Below are 14894 nucleotides of genomic sequence, written 5' to 3'. Positions count from 1 at the left end.
TTTGCGTTAACATGACAGTCTGAATTCAGAATTTTTGTGGTATCATCTACTGCTTTGGTCGTAGTGTGGGCTCAATGGGGGCGTCACCTGCTTTCTTTTCACTCAAAACATACATTGAAATATGAGCTCAACTAATCATTTAGAAAACTCCACCTCAAACATCAATCCAGAAGTCCTCAGTCACCCGGCGGGACTTTTTATTTTGTTCTTCACTGAAATGTGGGAACGCTTCTCTTATTACGGTATGCGCGCCTTGTTGGTGCTGTTCTTGGTTACGGCCATTGACGGTGGTGGCTGGGGCTGGTCACGTGAAAATGCGGCCATGCTATATGGTGTCTATACTGGACTGGTTTATTTAACCCCTTTGATAGGTGGGTGGATCGCTGATAAATTCTTGGGATTCAAATCTGCAGTGGTTGTCGGTGCCTTACTGATGACTTTGGGACATGCCTCTTTGGCCTTTGAAACGGTCAACACCTTTTACCTAGGCTTGGTACTTTTAATCATAGGTAACGGGTTGTTCAAACCCAATATTTCATCCATGGTCGGTGGCTTGTATAAAGATGACTCCAAAAAGGACGGTGCTTATACTATCTTCTATATGGGCATCAATGCCGGTGCATTTTTGGGCATCATGTTGTGTGGTTATGTCGGTGAAACTGTTGGCTGGCCTTATGGCTTTGGCTTGGCAGGGGTGTTCATGTTTTTTGGCTTGTTACAATTTTATTTTGCGCAAGCAGTGTTTGGTGACAATGGTGCGAAACCTGTCAAAGTCAACAAACTTGAACCTAATTACGTGGCCGATAAAAAACTGACCGGCGTAGAAAAAGACCGTTTGTTGGTGATTGGCGTATTGTCATTGTTCGTGATCATTTTTTGGTGGGCTTTTGAACAAGCGGGTTCTTCGATGACTATTTTTGCAAAAGACTATACCCAAAGGGTTTTAACGGGTAGCTCTGCGACCATTTATATCTGGGCCAACTTCTTTTTAACTGTGGTACCGATTATTGTAGTGACTTGGGTATTGTCATTGCTGTTTAAACAAACATTCAAACTCATCCCATTGTCAAATATGTTCCTGGGACTCAGTTTTGCTTTGATTTGGGGCATTGTGATCTGGAAAGTCTATTCAGAGTTCTCATCAAGCAATGAAATTGAAGTGCCAGCTTCTTGGTTTGGCATCCTCAACTCATTCTTCATCATCACCTTAGCACCGTTATTCTCTAAGTTATGGGAAACCAAATACAACCCTTCTGGCCCAGCTAAATTCGCTTTGGGTTTGATTCTGGCCGGTGTTGGTTTTGCATTCTTGGCGTTGGGTGCGCAAGGCATTGAATCTGGAGCCAGTACCGCATCAGTCTCTATGTTCTGGTTGATCGCCGCTTACTTCTTCCACACCGTGGGTGAAATCTGTTTGTCACCGGTTGGCTTGTCATATGTCAGCAAATTAACCCCAAAACGCCTGTTAGGTTTGATGTTCGGTGTGTGGTTCTTGGCCAACTTCTTTGCCAATCTGATTGGTGGTTGGACCGCAAGTTATATAGATGCCATCAATGAAGCCGTCGGCTTATCTGGATTCTTCTTGGTCTTCACAGCGATTCCAATTGGTGCCGGTGTAATCATGATGATCATTTCGCCGTTCCTGAAAAAACGCATGCATGGCATTCACTAATAAATAATAATTAAAGAGGACTATATATGAGTACTGCTGAATTTACTGAAGATGCAAAAAACGAACTCTGGGGTCACCCCAAGGGTTTGTATGTTTGCTTTTTTACTGAACTGTGGGAGCGATTTTCATTCTATGGAATGAAGTTCCTGTTGGTTTTATACCTCACAAAATACCACCTGTTTACAGATTCTGCAGGCTTGGATGTTTTGGGGGCTTATGCTGGCTTGGTTTATACCATTCCCTTGATAGGCGGCATGCTGGCTGACAGGTACTTAGGACCCAGAAAAGCCGTGTTGTTTGGCGGTATATTATTGGTATTTGGGCACCTACTGATGGCTGTTGAAGGTGAACAGGCCACCAACATCGCTGGGGTCATTACCCAGGACATAGATGCATTGAATGTGTTCTATTTGGCACTGTCACTGATTATCTTAGGTGTTGGTTTTTTGAAACCAAACATTTCAACCATCGTTGGTAAACTCTACCCTGAGAATGACCCGCGCAGAGATTCTGGCTTCACCATTTTTTACATGGGCATCAACATTGGTTCATTTGCCGCCACTTTATTGTGTGGCTGGTTGGGTGAAACTTATGGTTGGGGCTATGGTTTTGGCGCTGCTGGTATCGGAATGTTACTGGGATTGATTTTCTTCTTATATGGCCAAAAATACTTATATGGACATGCCGATCCAAGTGAGCCTGAAAAACTGACCAAAAAAGTTTTGGGCCCTATCAATGTAGAGTGGACAATTTACTTGTTAACCATCTTGTCTTTACCACTGGTTTGGTTCGTGGTTCAAAGAGAAGCATGGGTTCATTCAGGTCAATGGGTGTTCTTGGCAGCCGCGGCCGGTTTCATGATGTTTTACGCTTTTGCTAAATCAACCAGAATTGAACGTCACCGCATATTTGTATTGATTGTGTTGATTTTATCAACCATCGTTTTCTGGGCATTGTTTGAACAAGCCGGCGCCAGTATGACCTTCTTTGCTGATCGAGTCATGGATCGCAACATCTTCGGTTGGGAAGCCAAGGCCTCTCAATTTGGTTCGTTGAATGCAGGATTCATCATTCTATTGGCACCTGTCTTTGCTTGGATGTGGGTCTGGTTATCAAAACGCAACTTAGAGCCTTCAACACCAGCTAAATTTGGCTTGGGTTTGATCCAGGCTGGCCTGGGCTTTGGGGCTTTGGTCTTGGGCGCAACCATGCCTGAAGCGTCAGGTAAAGTCGCTTGGATTTGGTTGGTATTGGCTTATTTGTTACACACCACCGGCGAGTTGGCATTGTCACCTGTTGGCTTGTCTGCGGTGACCAAATTGGCGCCCAGCAAGATTGTAGGCTTTTCTATGGGAACATGGTTCTTGGCCACTGCCCTATCAGAAACCTTGGCCACCAGGTTGTCTAAATTTGCGGCCTTTGATGGTGACGCAACTGCAACAATGACCATGGCCGAGCAAGTGGCCAAATATTCGGAATTGTTTAATTTCTTGATGTGGTTAGGCATTGGCATGGGTATTTTCATGTTGATCATCACGCCACTTTTGAAAAAAGGCATGCATGGCGTTCATTAAAGCCTTGTAATATCATTAGAGAAGCACCAAATTGTTTGCTGTGATTTGGTGCTTTTTTTATGCCCGATAAAAATATTATATAATTAAATACTTATGCCACTGTACACCTATGAAAACAAACACCAAGACAGCCACTGCACTTATTGCTTGGGTGGCTTTGTGGTGATGCAAAAATTAGCAGATCCAGTATTTACCCACTGTACTTATTGTGGCTGCGAAATCAGCAAGGTCATTACGGCCTCTCATGTACATACCGGTACCACCGGCTCCCCCAACTCAACCCTCAGCGAAAAAAATATCGCCAAAAATGACTTCACCCAATACCGCAAAGTGGGCAAAGGTCAGTATGAAAAAACCGCTGGCAAGGGTCCCGATACGTTTTCTGCAGAAGACTGAGCATGGTTCCTTACGCTAATTCACAAATTCTTTACTGATTTCTGATAAAATCTTTGTCTTTTAATAACCTGAGAATTTTATGAAGAAATTATTGGTATTGGCGTTGATGGCTGGACTGGCATTCAATGCAACAGCTGACAACCACAGTGAGTCTACGGCAGACATGATAAAAATGGCGATGAAGTCAGAAATACGCACAACGGCTGAAACAGACAGAGACCGCAACAGAAGACCGGTAGAAACCCTTGAATTTTTCGGTTTTGAACATGACATGAAAGTGGTTGAGCTGCTTCCTGGTGGTGGTTGGTATTCTAAAATCCTGGCGCCCGTATTGAAAGAGCATGGCGAATTGATTGTCGCTTTGGGCACTGGTCGCATCAGCACAATGATTGAAGAACATGAAGCTTTGTCAGCGATAAAAGTGGGTGCCGAGGACTCCAATATTTACCGCAAAGACGGCGCACGTTTTTATTCAGTTGAAAATGCCGACATTGGCGTTAAAAACGCCGACATGGTTTTGACCTTCAGAAATTACCACAATTTTGCTGAAGACGGTCGCAAAGCGATGAATGATGCCGCTTGGGATGCCTTGAAAATGGGCGGTATTTATGGTGTTGTTGATCACACCAGACGTCACATGGAAGGCGACAACGATGAAAACCGCAGAAGAATTGATCCTGTCTTGGCGATTTTAGAAATCCAAGCGGCTGGTTTCGAATTGGTTGATTATTCAGATTTACATTACCGCGCAGATGACGAACTTGAATATGAGGTCGGTCGAAAATCAGTGACTGGTAACACCGATCGTTGGACCCTGAAATTCAAGAAAGTGAAGAAGTAAAACTGCAACCACATCCCTAAACTAAAAACCCTGGTTGAAACAATCAACCAGGGTTTTTTTATATTAAATATAGGGGGTTTGACTTTTACACCAACAAAGCGACTAATAGAATGGTGGCAAAAGAGCACTTCAATTCTTTGGGTTGTTGGCTTCAGCCAACCTTTTTAATCTTCTATGGCTATTGTGGGTAGACCAAAGCCTACAAGCCTCAATCATTGTAAAATGTCTGCGCTCATCCCTGACTTTCAGTTCACGCCCCTTCTGAAAAGGTGTTACATGAATCGTAATTACCGGTTTGTAATCCTCGCTTCAACCACTTGACCCGTTGTTCAGACGAACCATGGGTAAATCCTTCCACATTAACTCGACGGCCTGCCCTTTGTTGAATGGTGTCATCGCCAATGGATGCAGCGGCCCTTAAACCTTCTTCAACATCACCTGGCTCCAACATATTTTGTTGTTGATTGGCGTGGTGAGCCCATACACCAGCCAGACAATCGGCTTGTAATTCCATCAACACAGACAATTGGTTGACCTTGGTTTTTGACCCTGATTCTTGTTGCCATTTTCTGACTTGACTTGCGGTGCCGGTGATGTTTTGTATGTGATGCCCCACTTCATGACCAATCACATAAGCCCGCGCAAAATCACCAGGTGCACCCATGCGCTCTAATTGTTTAAAGAACCCCAAAGACAAATACACGGTGTTATCACCCGGGCAGTAAAACGGCCCAACTGCTTCTGAGTTCACGCCACAACGAGATTGAACCTGCCCATCGAACAACACCATGGTTGGTACTTGATATTGCTGACCTGATTTGGCAAACACTTGCTGCCAAATGTCCTCTGTTGAGGCGAAAATAACCGAGGAAAAATCGGCGTTTTCTTGTTCTTGTGCTGATTGTTTTTTTGGAATTTGTACTTGTTGTTGGCTGGAACCACCGCCTTGTTGCATGATACTACCTAACAATGACATCGGATTTTGTCCAGTAACCACAGCATAAATTAAAGCAATGATGATCATGCCACCTGATAATTTCGCACCGCCACGAACCACGCCGCCTTTACCTCGGCGATCATCAATTCGAGTACTTTTTCTCTGACCTTTCCAACGCATACTTGCAAACCTGAATGTTAAAAACAATAAGTATAACTCATGTTTACATGGGTTTATTTCACTTCATGGTTAAATTTTGTAAACGCGAACCACAAGGCAATCAATGCCAAAGCATACAAAGCCACTTGGTGAGACAGCACATCACCAATGGTGCCACCGAAGTACATCAGTTGATGCAAGGCATCCATCACCCATCCGGTTGGCAGGAACATGGCCAGTTTTTGCATCCAGGCTGGGGCCACCTCAATCGGCCACCAACAACCACCCAAGGCAGCCAACAACATAGAGACGATGACTGGGATCCCGCTTATTTGTCCTTCGTTTTTAGCCACCGAACCCATTAAGATTGAAAAACCAGCACAGGCCGCCGCCCAACTCATCATCAAAACAAATATCATGATCCAATGTTCGCCCCAATGAATGCTGAACAACAAGACGCCCATCACCATGCCATAAACCAACTGACACGTGGCCAGCAGCCATTTACCCAACCATTTGCCTAATATCAATTCACGGCGACTGATCGGTGCGGCACTCAACCTTTTTAGCACACCTGTTTTTCTTTCTTGGAACAAGGCCATGGCTCCACTGGTTAAAGATATCATCATGATGAACATCACCAAGATGCCAGGAACCGCTTGTTTATAACCTGAGGGAATTTGTTGTTGATTGCCAGCTTCAGAAATGACCAAATCTATCATCCGCGGGATGTCGTTGACTTCGCTGAAGTCCAATGCTTGCCAATCTTTGGGTTGAAGTTTTTTCAAAATCAACAAGTCACCCAGTGTCTGGTAAATGGCTTTGCTGATTTTAAATTGGTGAAAATCTCCACCCATACCATCTGCATCAATCAAGTATTTAATTTCAACTTGCTCATCGGTGGTGACTTGGCTGCTTATGCCGGCAGGAATCCACAATTGTCTTTTGTAATCATTGAACGTATATTTTTCATTGTACAGCGGCTGTTCAGTGCTGAACACGCGCAGTGAATAATCCTCAACTTCAAGTCGATGTTGTAGTTGGGTAAACAAAGTGTCTTGCGGGTCACCTTCATACCACACCGCCAATGTCGCTTTACTGCCTGAACCGCCAAAATTTTGGGTGGTGCTACCAATAAAAGCAAAGAACACCAAAGGCATAATAAACAACCACACCAGTACGGTTTTGTCTTTCAATGTGTAAAGAAAATCTTTCTGCGCAATGAACCAAATTTTTTTCATACCCATCTCCTTATACCTTTTGAATCAATTGCTTGATTAAATACCGATTCAGTATCCACAACAGCAACAACATGACTGCGCCCAGTATCAATGGAATCAACATGGCATCTGCCATCGGTTCTTGCCGCACCAGCCAATCCTTTAGGCCTTTGAGTAAAAAACCATTGGGTAAAAATTGTCCCACCGCAGCCAACCAAGGCGGCATACTTTCCATCGGGAAAAAACTGCCACCCACCATCAACAATGGAAAGGTGGTTGCATTGACTGTGATGTTGGCCACTTTGGAACTTGGCATCAACAATGATATCGTGACAAACAGCATGTAGATAACCAAACCAGAAAACACCAACCACAACAACAAGACCGGGAGTTGGCCCATCGGCAAAGCAAAATACCAACCTCCAATACATCCCAAAACAATCGAAATCAAAGCGAAGATCAGTCCGGCTGCCAAAACCTGGCCATTGATATAAGCACCCAATGCCGCCGGTGTCGATGACAACCGAGGAATGACACCGTTGCTGGCATCGTCCCAAATGGACACCGCCAAGGAATTGGCGCTGAAAATCAAAGCCATAAATATGGCCCCAGGAAACATCAGTAAACCAAAAGTGATGTTTTGTTTTTCTTCATCAGGGCTTTCAACCAACTGTTTAATTAAAGTCAGTTGGGGCGGAAACATGGTTTCTTCCAAGCGCTCGATTTGTTGTTTGATACCCAGGGTAAGTATGACCAGTTCGGTGTCATTGAACTTCTGGTTAGCCAACATGGGTTGCAAAACAGCCAATTCTTTTTCGAAAATAATTTGCATATAACTGGCGGCATCGACCAACAGTTTCATGCTGGTTTCAACCATTTGCGGCAATATCGTCTGAGCTGGATTTTTAACCAATGTTAACTGGGTGGTTTCATTGTTTAAAAAGGCATCGCCAAAGCCTTGGTTAATGGTGATCCATGCACTGGCATCACCCGCATCCATGATTTCAGTACCCTCTGCCTCAGTGACTTGTTTCACGGTAAACATTTCTGCCAGAGGACCTTGACTGAAACTGCCGGTCAAAAATTGTGAAATGGTCGAATCGTCATGATCGGTGATGAGTAAGCGACCGGTTAATTTTCCACTGCCGGTGCCAGCAATCAAACTCATCAAAAAGACAATGATTATCGGTATGGCCAACCATTGAATGAAGCCCCATTTTTCTCTGATCACCCGCTTAACCCTGAGGCCAGCGACCGTCATTGGCATATGATTAAATTTCATATTCAGTCCCTTAACTCTCGGCCAGTTAACTTGATAAACAAACTTTCTAAATTGGCTTGTTGTACCGCTGTTTGTTTGATTTGGCCCGGTTCGAAACGGGACAATATGTCAGATAATTTGCCGGCGGCATCTTCAGCCATGAATCTGACTGTATGGTCTTTCCACTCTATCAACTCAAACCCTTCAATCACTGATTGATCGGCTTGACTGAAATCACCGGTCAAAGTGATTAAGTCTTTTTCACCCATTTCACTGCGCAAATCATTGACAGTTCCTGTGGCTATGATTTTTCCATGATCGATGATGGCAATGCGATCACACAAGCGTTCTGCTTCTTCCATATAGTGTGTGGTATAAAGCACTGCCGTGCCCTGAGATTTCAATTGTTCAACTGCTGACAACAAATGTTCGCGCGACTGGGGGTCTACACCAACAGTGGGCTCATCGAGCAACAAAGCTTTGGGCTCATGTAATATCGCACACGCAAAATTCAATCGCCGCTTCATACCACCCGAATAGGTGTTGACCAGATCTTTTGCCCTGGTGGTCAAGCCGACCTGATCCAACACGGTTTCAATTCTTTGCTTTAAGTGATCACCGGATAACCCGTATGCCTGACCCCAAAAATTCAAGTTTTCCATACCACTCAAGTCTTCATACAAAGCCAAATCCTGCGGCACCAGTCCCAAAGAGGCCTTGGCATGAATGGGTTCACTCAACACCGAGTGTTGATTGATTGACACCTCGCCGAGGGAAGGTTTAAGCAATCCTGATATACAGTTTATTGTGGTGGATTTACCCGCTCCATTGGGTCCAAGAAGTCCGAAAATCTCTCCTGCCTCGACATTGAAATTAATGTCATCTGCAGCCATCATCTGGCCGTAACTTTTGCTCAGCGCTTGAATTTTAATCATTGTTTTTTTGCCATGGTTTTGTTGTTACATTGTATTAACTATCATACCATCAAAATGTTACAATACGATTCGTCTTTATTGTGAGTTTTAACCTTTGAAATGGCTTAACATCATTTTGGCTGTACTGATCTTGTGGGCTTTGTTCCAACAACAATTTGGTGACGGGGGAAACAAAGAACTGCAAGAAAAACAAGCCTTATTGACCAGTCAACAGGCTGAAATTGAAGCCTTGAAACAACGCAATGAAAAGCTCAGCGCAGAAGTGACCAGCTTAAAAAATGGCTTGGATGCCATTGAAGAACGCGCCAGGGCTGAACTGGGCATGATTAAGGAAGACGAAACTTTCATTCAAGTCATCAATCAATCCAACCAGGACGGTCATTGAAAATGGCATTTGAAGGGTCGAAAAGAATTCATGTCATCATTGTTGCAGCAGGGATTGGTCGGCGCTTTAACAACCAAAGTAAACGGCCTAAACAATATGAGTTGATTGGTAAATTACCCGTCTTAGCTCACAGCATTCAAGCTTTTGATTCAATCTCAATCAGTGACATCACTGTGGTGATTCATCCCAATGACACCCACTGGGAAACATTATCACCACAGGTATCCAAGCACAAAATTCATACCGTCATTGGCGGATCACAAAGACACGATTCAGTCAGAAACGGTATCAAGTCATTAAACGCAGCGCCTCAAGATTGGGTATTGGTTCACGATGCAGCACGACCTTGTGTCACTGCCGATGAAATCAACGATTTGATCAACAGTTGTCTGAATAATCAATGTGGTGGTTTATTGGTTAAGCCATTAACCGACACCATTAAATATTCAGAAAAGGGTGAATGTGTCAACAAAACCATTGATCGAGAAAAATTATACGCCGCACTGACACCGCAAATGTTTCGTTGCGGCGACTTGCTTAAAGCATTGACTGTCTTTGAGGCCGACAGCATCACCGATGAGTCATCTGCCATCGAATCCCAAGGACAAAAACCCCTGATGATCAAAGGCAAGTCTTCTAACATTAAAATTACTGCCTTTGAAGATCTGGCCGTGGCGCACACCCTTTTACAACAACAAGGGAGAATTTGATGAGAATAGGTACTGGTTTTGACGTACATGCTTTTGGCCCAGGCAGATACATCACCTTGGGCAACGTGCAAATTCCACACGACTTTGGTTTTGTGGCTCATTCAGATGGCGACGTGTTGATTCATGCCATCTGTGATGCCTTATTGGGTGCTTGTGCCTTGGGCGATATAGGCCAGCATTTTCCACCTTCCGATGATCGATGGAAAGATTGTGACAGCGTGGTTTTTCTTAAACACTGTCACCAATTGATTCAACAGCAAGGCTACCAAATCGGCAACATCGACTGCACCCTCATAGCAGAACAACCCAAAATCAAGCCTCACATCCAAACCATTCAAACACGGTTGGCAGACATCCTTGAATTAAACCCCAATCAAGTGGGCATCAAAGCCACCACCACTGAACAACTCGGGTTTACCGGACGCAAAGAAGGCATGGCAGCTCAAGCCGTCTGTTTATTACTCAAAATGTGATTTGTATACGGTGTCAAATCGATACAAGAAATAATCTTCAAACAAAGCCTGTACCAAAATATCATAGCCGGCAGGCTCTAAATGAAAACAATCTTTGACGAAACCAAAATGAGTTCGCATGGCAACCAATGGACTGGTTAATTCGGTATATCCTGGCAACGGAATATCACCAGGTCCAAAAGACCCATCTGAAGAACCGTAGGCGTTTTGCATGCGACCCCAATGCGGTACATGAAACACTTTGATGTTCTGATTGGAAATTTCAACAAAAGCATCGGTAAACTCCAAAGCCATGTTATTAATTTCACTGGGTGTCGGGTTCAACATGCCGTTGTGCAAGGTGGCGCAGGTTTCACCAAAAAACCCAGATGTGGTTTCTTCAAAATTAGGATAATCATAAAAACTCATGATGATTTCAATTTGACTGTCAACAGCCAAAATGGCATCGACTATGACTTGTAAATCAGCCACAATGCCTGCTTTCAATGCATCTGTTTCCATCAGGGTCATGTCGGTGTGCCAATTATTTAAAAAATCATTGCCACCCAAAGTCAGTTGTACGGTATCAACAGAAGGGTTGTTAACCAAAGCATCGGTGATTTTTTGTAATTCAACAGGATCCACCCAGTCTTCTGCAGTGGTGCCATCAATGGCCACTGCGGCTGCATCGGCATTGTCTAAAATTGATATATCCGGGTACCCATTCACATCAAACACGGCATCATGGATACCATCCGAATATTGTTGTTGGGCCCAACTGTCTCCGACTATCAAAACTTTGGCTGTTTGTCCAAAGGCAACAACTGACCACAGCAGCAAACTGGATAACAAGGCATTTTTCATTACAGTATTCTCTCTCTTTTCAATTTTATAGTTATTTTTGCTGTTACAATTAATCCAACTTAAGTCAGCCTGTACAGCCATTATTATGTACCCCATTGTAAAACAATTTCATGTTATTTTGGTCATCATCAGCATCGCTTTTTTCCAGATCAGGTATTGGCGTTTTCAGGTAATGGGCAAGCCAAGCCAAACCTGGTTAAAAATCCTGCCACACGGCATTGACACCTTGTTGTTATTGACGGGATTGTGGGTGGCGATCATCTCTGGCTTTACCCCGATGAATTCACCTTGGCTGATGGTGAAATTATTGGCATTACTTGTTTACATTGGTTTTGGCGCCTTGGCCATGAAAAAATCAGGTGGACTGCAATTCTTCAGCTATCTGCTGGCGAGCCTCACCGTCATTTATATGATTTCTGTCGCAATGAACAAAGCAATATGGCCATTCTGAAAAAGACCTATTATTTAGGCATAGGCAGCAACACAGCACGGGTTCAAAACATCAATTCATGTATTGAATACTTGAATTGCTCATTCAGCACAACCGTTGTCTCTCCCACCTATCGATCACCTTCTTTTGGTTTCAATGGCCATGACTTTTATAATTTAGTGGCTCGGGTTGATTCGGTGTTTTCACCACATCAACTCAAACAATGGATACAATCGATTGAAGACCTGCATGGCCGAGATCGCAGCAAGCCCCGTTATTCCAACCGCACACTGGATATAGACTTGTTGTTGTGCAATGACATGATCATCGATGACGGTTTCATCCAAATTCCTCGAGCAGAAATTTTAAAACGAAAATATGTGTTGAAACCATTACAAGATTTGGCACCTGACTTGATCCATCCACTGGCACAAAAAAGGCTTGCCGATTTATGGCAAGCCTTATCAATGACAGACCGGTCTGAGTTAACTCAAATCACATATCAATAACGTCATCACCTATGATTTCACCCGTCTTGGCGGAATCTGCAATGTATAACTTCACTTTCTTTTTAAAGATCAAATCACCTTTCACCACCACATTTTCACCAATATGCACTTCTGGCACTTTGTTGTTGCTGTTGAACCAGCCAGTCGATTTTTCAATGACCACATCGCCTTGTACCACCGTACCGTGATCCAGTGTGATGTTGCCGTTGACTGTTTTGATGTCACCATCCACTTCAGTGCCACTGGCTGAAATTTTGCCATTGACCGTTTCCATACCACCTTCAATCACACAACCTTTGCCAGCAGTAACCGAGCCGTTGACCGTTTCTGCATGGCCTTTGATCATGCAGTTTGAACCCAGTGACACTGAACCATTGACCGTTTCGGCATGTTCAGCGGTGACACCGTCGGCAAATTTAATGCTGCCGTTGACCGTTTCAACTTGCCCAACAGTGGCGCCTTTGCCCACTTTAATCGAGCCATTCACAGTATCTAAATCATCAACGTGGGCTTTGTCTCCAACAGTGATGCTGCCATTGACAGAATCATAATCTTTTTCCGGTGAAATGGTGCCAGCGGCCACTTTTTCACTGCTAAAAACGCCTGCTTGCACACCGACCGCCGCAGTAATCAATATAAATATAAAGTACTTCATGTATTACCTCTGTTGTTGTAATGATGTCTTTAGAACGCATTGACAAGGCATTTGTTACTGTTTACTTGATAAATTTCACAAATTTATATTCACCCGGTAAAAGTTTTTCTAAGGTCAAAGCCCCTATTTGACTCCTGATTAAACGCAATACCGGTAATCCAACCGCCGCACACATGCGCCTGACCTGTCTGTTCTTGCCTTGGTTGATGGTGATATACAGCCAGCTGGTAGGGATGTTTTTTCTTTCCCTGATGGGCGGATCTCGCCTCCAGACCCAGCCTGGTTTCTTGGCCAAAATTTCGGTGTTGAGCGCTTTGGCCATGTAGTCTTTGACTTGAACCCCTTGTCTGAGTTGTTGCAATTGTTGGGCATTTGCCCTGCCCTCGACTTGTACCAGGTAAGTTTTGTGCCATTGTTGCCCAGTGATCATATGCTGCGTGGGTCCATGGTCAGTTAAAACCATCAAACCTTCAGAATCAAAATCCAAACGCCCCGCTGCGTAGTAACCGGCTTCGGTAATATAGTCAGCTAAATTTTTTCTGTTTTCAGTGTCTGTGAATTGTGACAACACTTGAAAGGGTTTATTGAAAATAATAACTTGTGGCATGTGGTGGCGTTGTCTTTTGGCATTGTATTGTAACAAAAAATCCAACAACACGATGGCTTTTGAAATGATGCCTCGATTATTTTACGGGCGCTTTAAACCAAAACACATGCTGCATATAACTGGCTGAAATAAAAGGTTTCTGGTTAATCCCACCCCATTTGTTGGGGATTCATCATTCCAAAAATATAGGCAACTTCAACTGCCAGCCAACACAACCTACGAACAAATTAGTAAATTAATTGGAACCAATCCTATAGGCCAAAAGTCATACTTTATAACACCCATATAAATAACCATGATTACTGAGGAGAGCAACCATGAATCAAATTTTTAGGTATTCCGTTTCTGGCCTATTGGGTCTTTTTATCACCGCCGCCCTGTTTGTCGGCATGTTGAGCTTATTAAAAGGCAAACCCAACCCAATCAAAGCCCAAGACAACATCGTCCAATTTTCATTTGTCAAAGACTACAAAGAGGCAGTTGTTAAACCCACGCCTCCTCGCGAAAAACCACAACAACAAGAAATCAGTCAAGCACCAACGATGCCTGAAATCACCATGGATAACCCACCGTCACCAGAAGTTGACATGCCTACCAAAGGCAACGCAGGACCAAGTTTGAATATTTTGAAAGGTGTCAAAATGCCAAGCCCAGGTGGATCAAGTATTGGTTTGGCAGGCGACATGTCAGGCATGATCAAAACGGCCATCGCACCGATGTACCCACAAAAGGAACTGATGGCAAAAACCGAAGGGTGGGTGAAAGTATTGATCACAGTCAATGAATTTGGTGCCGTCCAAGCAGCCAGTGTGGTGCAAGCCAAACCCGCCAGGACATTCAATGCCGCGGCCTTAAAAGCCGTAAAAAAATGGCGCTTTCACCCCAAAGTGGTCGACGGCAAAGCCGTGGCATTTCAAGTGACTCAAACCATTGCTTTTAAGCTAGAACAATAAGGATAATTGGCTTTGACAAGGACGTCAATGACCTTATGAAACCCAGCAAAAGGGTAACAACAAAAGCAACAACAAAGGTAACAGCAACAGCTTAAACAACAGCATGAAAAAACCACCAACCACCGCCAAGAACAGCAGACCCAATGACAGCAAGAGTCCGCCAATTAAAATGATTGGGCTGAATAAGATCACAAAACCCCAGAACAGGACTTTTAACAATACCAGTAAAATTAAAATACCTATAAATGCTTCAAACATTTCATTCACCCTTTAATAACAGGCCCAACACATTTGAACCTTACCGAGGCCTTTGTGTCATTGAATATGAACCAAG

Annotated in this window: 18 protein-coding genes; 10 read left to right on the top strand and 8 right to left on the bottom strand. The window is 43.8% G+C overall.

The window, feature by feature from the left end; translation table 11 throughout:
* The first annotated feature begins 121 nt into the window (after positions 1 to 121).
* From CCS90_RS04410 to CCS90_RS04395, 4 genes are all read left to right on the top strand, one after another.
* Positions 122 to 1672 carry a peptide MFS transporter gene (locus CCS90_RS04410; protein WP_099018274.1) on the top strand — a complete coding sequence of 517 codons (1551 nt, stop codon included), beginning with the start codon at positions 122 to 124 and terminating at the stop codon, positions 1670 to 1672.
* Between the two features lie 26 nt (positions 1673 to 1698).
* Positions 1699 to 3246: a peptide MFS transporter gene (locus tag CCS90_RS04405; RefSeq protein WP_099018273.1), complete on the top strand. Its 1548-nt coding sequence runs from the start codon at positions 1699 to 1701 to the stop codon at positions 3244 to 3246.
* Positions 3247 to 3339: 93 nt separating this feature from the next.
* Positions 3340 to 3642: a zinc ribbon domain-containing protein gene (locus tag CCS90_RS04400; RefSeq protein ID WP_099018272.1), complete on the top strand. Its 303-nt coding sequence runs from the start codon at positions 3340 to 3342 to the stop codon at positions 3640 to 3642.
* Between the two features lie 79 nt (positions 3643 to 3721).
* Positions 3722 to 4483 carry a class I SAM-dependent methyltransferase gene (locus CCS90_RS04395; protein ID WP_099018271.1) on the top strand — a complete coding sequence of 254 codons (762 nt, stop codon included), beginning with the start codon at positions 3722 to 3724 and terminating at the stop codon, positions 4481 to 4483.
* A gap of 250 nt (positions 4484 to 4733) precedes the next feature.
* On the opposite strand, the gene ypfJ is transcribed toward CCS90_RS04395, so the two are convergent.
* The 4 genes from ypfJ to CCS90_RS04375 are packed head-to-tail and all read right to left on the bottom strand — an operon-like array spanning position 4734 to position 8995.
* On the bottom strand, positions 4734 to 5600 hold the full coding sequence (ypfJ, locus tag CCS90_RS04390) for a KPN_02809 family neutral zinc metallopeptidase (protein WP_099018270.1): 867 nt from the start codon (positions 5598 to 5600) through the stop codon (positions 4734 to 4736).
* Positions 5601 to 5653: 53 nt separating this feature from the next.
* The gene (locus CCS90_RS04385; RefSeq protein ID WP_162846806.1) at positions 5654 to 6820 is read right to left on the bottom strand and encodes an ABC transporter permease; all 1167 of its coding nucleotides are present in this window, start codon (positions 6818 to 6820) and stop codon (positions 5654 to 5656) included.
* A gap of 10 nt (positions 6821 to 6830) precedes the next feature.
* Positions 6831 to 8081: an ABC transporter permease gene (locus tag CCS90_RS04380; RefSeq protein WP_099018268.1), complete on the bottom strand. Its 1251-nt coding sequence runs from the start codon at positions 8079 to 8081 to the stop codon at positions 6831 to 6833.
* Positions 8082 to 8083: 2 nt separating this feature from the next.
* Positions 8084 to 8995, bottom strand: coding sequence for an ABC transporter ATP-binding protein (locus tag CCS90_RS04375; protein ID WP_099018267.1), 912 nt, complete (start codon positions 8993 to 8995; stop codon positions 8084 to 8086).
* 94 nt (positions 8996 to 9089) lie between these two features.
* On the opposite strand from CCS90_RS04375, the gene CCS90_RS04370 reads away from it, so the two are divergent.
* The 3 genes from CCS90_RS04370 to ispF are packed head-to-tail and all read left to right on the top strand — an operon-like array spanning position 9090 to position 10563.
* Positions 9090 to 9380, top strand: a complete 291-nt coding sequence (locus CCS90_RS04370) for a septum formation initiator family protein (protein ID WP_099018266.1) — start codon at positions 9090 to 9092, stop codon at positions 9378 to 9380.
* 2 nt (positions 9381 to 9382) lie between these two features.
* Positions 9383 to 10090 carry a 2-C-methyl-D-erythritol 4-phosphate cytidylyltransferase gene (gene ispD, locus CCS90_RS04365; protein ID WP_099018265.1) on the top strand — a complete coding sequence of 236 codons (708 nt, stop codon included), beginning with the start codon at positions 9383 to 9385 and terminating at the stop codon, positions 10088 to 10090.
* Entirely contained in the window at positions 10090 to 10563 is a 474-nt protein-coding gene (gene ispF / locus CCS90_RS04360) for a 2-C-methyl-D-erythritol 2,4-cyclodiphosphate synthase (protein ID WP_099018264.1), read from the top strand. The genes ispD and ispF overlap by 1 nt, the downstream gene beginning before the upstream one ends.
* On the opposite strand, the gene CCS90_RS04355 is transcribed toward ispF, so the two are convergent.
* A complete protein-coding gene (locus tag CCS90_RS04355) occupies positions 10549 to 11406 on the bottom strand; it encodes an SGNH/GDSL hydrolase family protein (protein WP_133566474.1) in 858 nt (285 codons plus the stop codon). The genes ispF and CCS90_RS04355 overlap by 15 nt on opposite strands.
* Before the next feature lie 85 nt (positions 11407 to 11491).
* On the opposite strand from CCS90_RS04355, the gene CCS90_RS04350 reads away from it, so the two are divergent.
* Both CCS90_RS04350 and folK read left to right on the top strand, forming a co-directional pair.
* The gene (locus CCS90_RS04350; RefSeq protein WP_099018262.1) at positions 11492 to 11857 is read left to right on the top strand and encodes a SirB2 family protein; all 366 of its coding nucleotides are present in this window, start codon (positions 11492 to 11494) and stop codon (positions 11855 to 11857) included.
* On the top strand, positions 11845 to 12345 hold the full coding sequence (gene folK / locus CCS90_RS04345) for a 2-amino-4-hydroxy-6-hydroxymethyldihydropteridine diphosphokinase (protein WP_099018261.1): 501 nt from the start codon (positions 11845 to 11847) through the stop codon (positions 12343 to 12345). The genes CCS90_RS04350 and folK overlap by 13 nt, the downstream gene beginning before the upstream one ends.
* Here the strand turns inward: folK and CCS90_RS04340 are convergent.
* Complete coding sequence (locus CCS90_RS04340; RefSeq protein ID WP_099018260.1) at positions 12332 to 13000, bottom strand: DUF4097 family beta strand repeat-containing protein; 669 nt, start codon at positions 12998 to 13000, stop codon at positions 12332 to 12334. The genes folK and CCS90_RS04340 overlap by 14 nt on opposite strands.
* Before the next feature lie 61 nt (positions 13001 to 13061).
* Positions 13062 to 13652 carry a pseudouridine synthase gene (locus tag CCS90_RS04335; protein ID WP_257205606.1) on the bottom strand — a complete coding sequence of 197 codons (591 nt, stop codon included), beginning with the start codon at positions 13650 to 13652 and terminating at the stop codon, positions 13062 to 13064.
* A gap of 272 nt (positions 13653 to 13924) precedes the next feature.
* Between CCS90_RS04335 and CCS90_RS04330 the strand changes: the two genes are divergently transcribed.
* Positions 13925 to 14560, top strand: coding sequence for an energy transducer TonB (locus CCS90_RS04330; protein ID WP_099018259.1), 636 nt, complete (start codon positions 13925 to 13927; stop codon positions 14558 to 14560).
* Positions 14561 to 14593: 33 nt separating this feature from the next.
* Here the strand turns inward: CCS90_RS04330 and CCS90_RS04325 are convergent, their stop codons facing one another.
* Positions 14594 to 14818 carry a hypothetical protein gene (locus CCS90_RS04325; protein WP_099018258.1) on the bottom strand — a complete coding sequence of 75 codons (225 nt, stop codon included), beginning with the start codon at positions 14816 to 14818 and terminating at the stop codon, positions 14594 to 14596.
* Positions 14819 to 14894: the final 76 nt, after the last annotated feature.

This window comes from Marinicella litoralis, assembly GCF_002591915.1.
Classification (GTDB): domain Bacteria; phylum Pseudomonadota; class Gammaproteobacteria; order Xanthomonadales; family Marinicellaceae; genus Marinicella; species Marinicella litoralis.
This window is presented reverse-complemented; position numbering and strand designations above follow the sequence as displayed.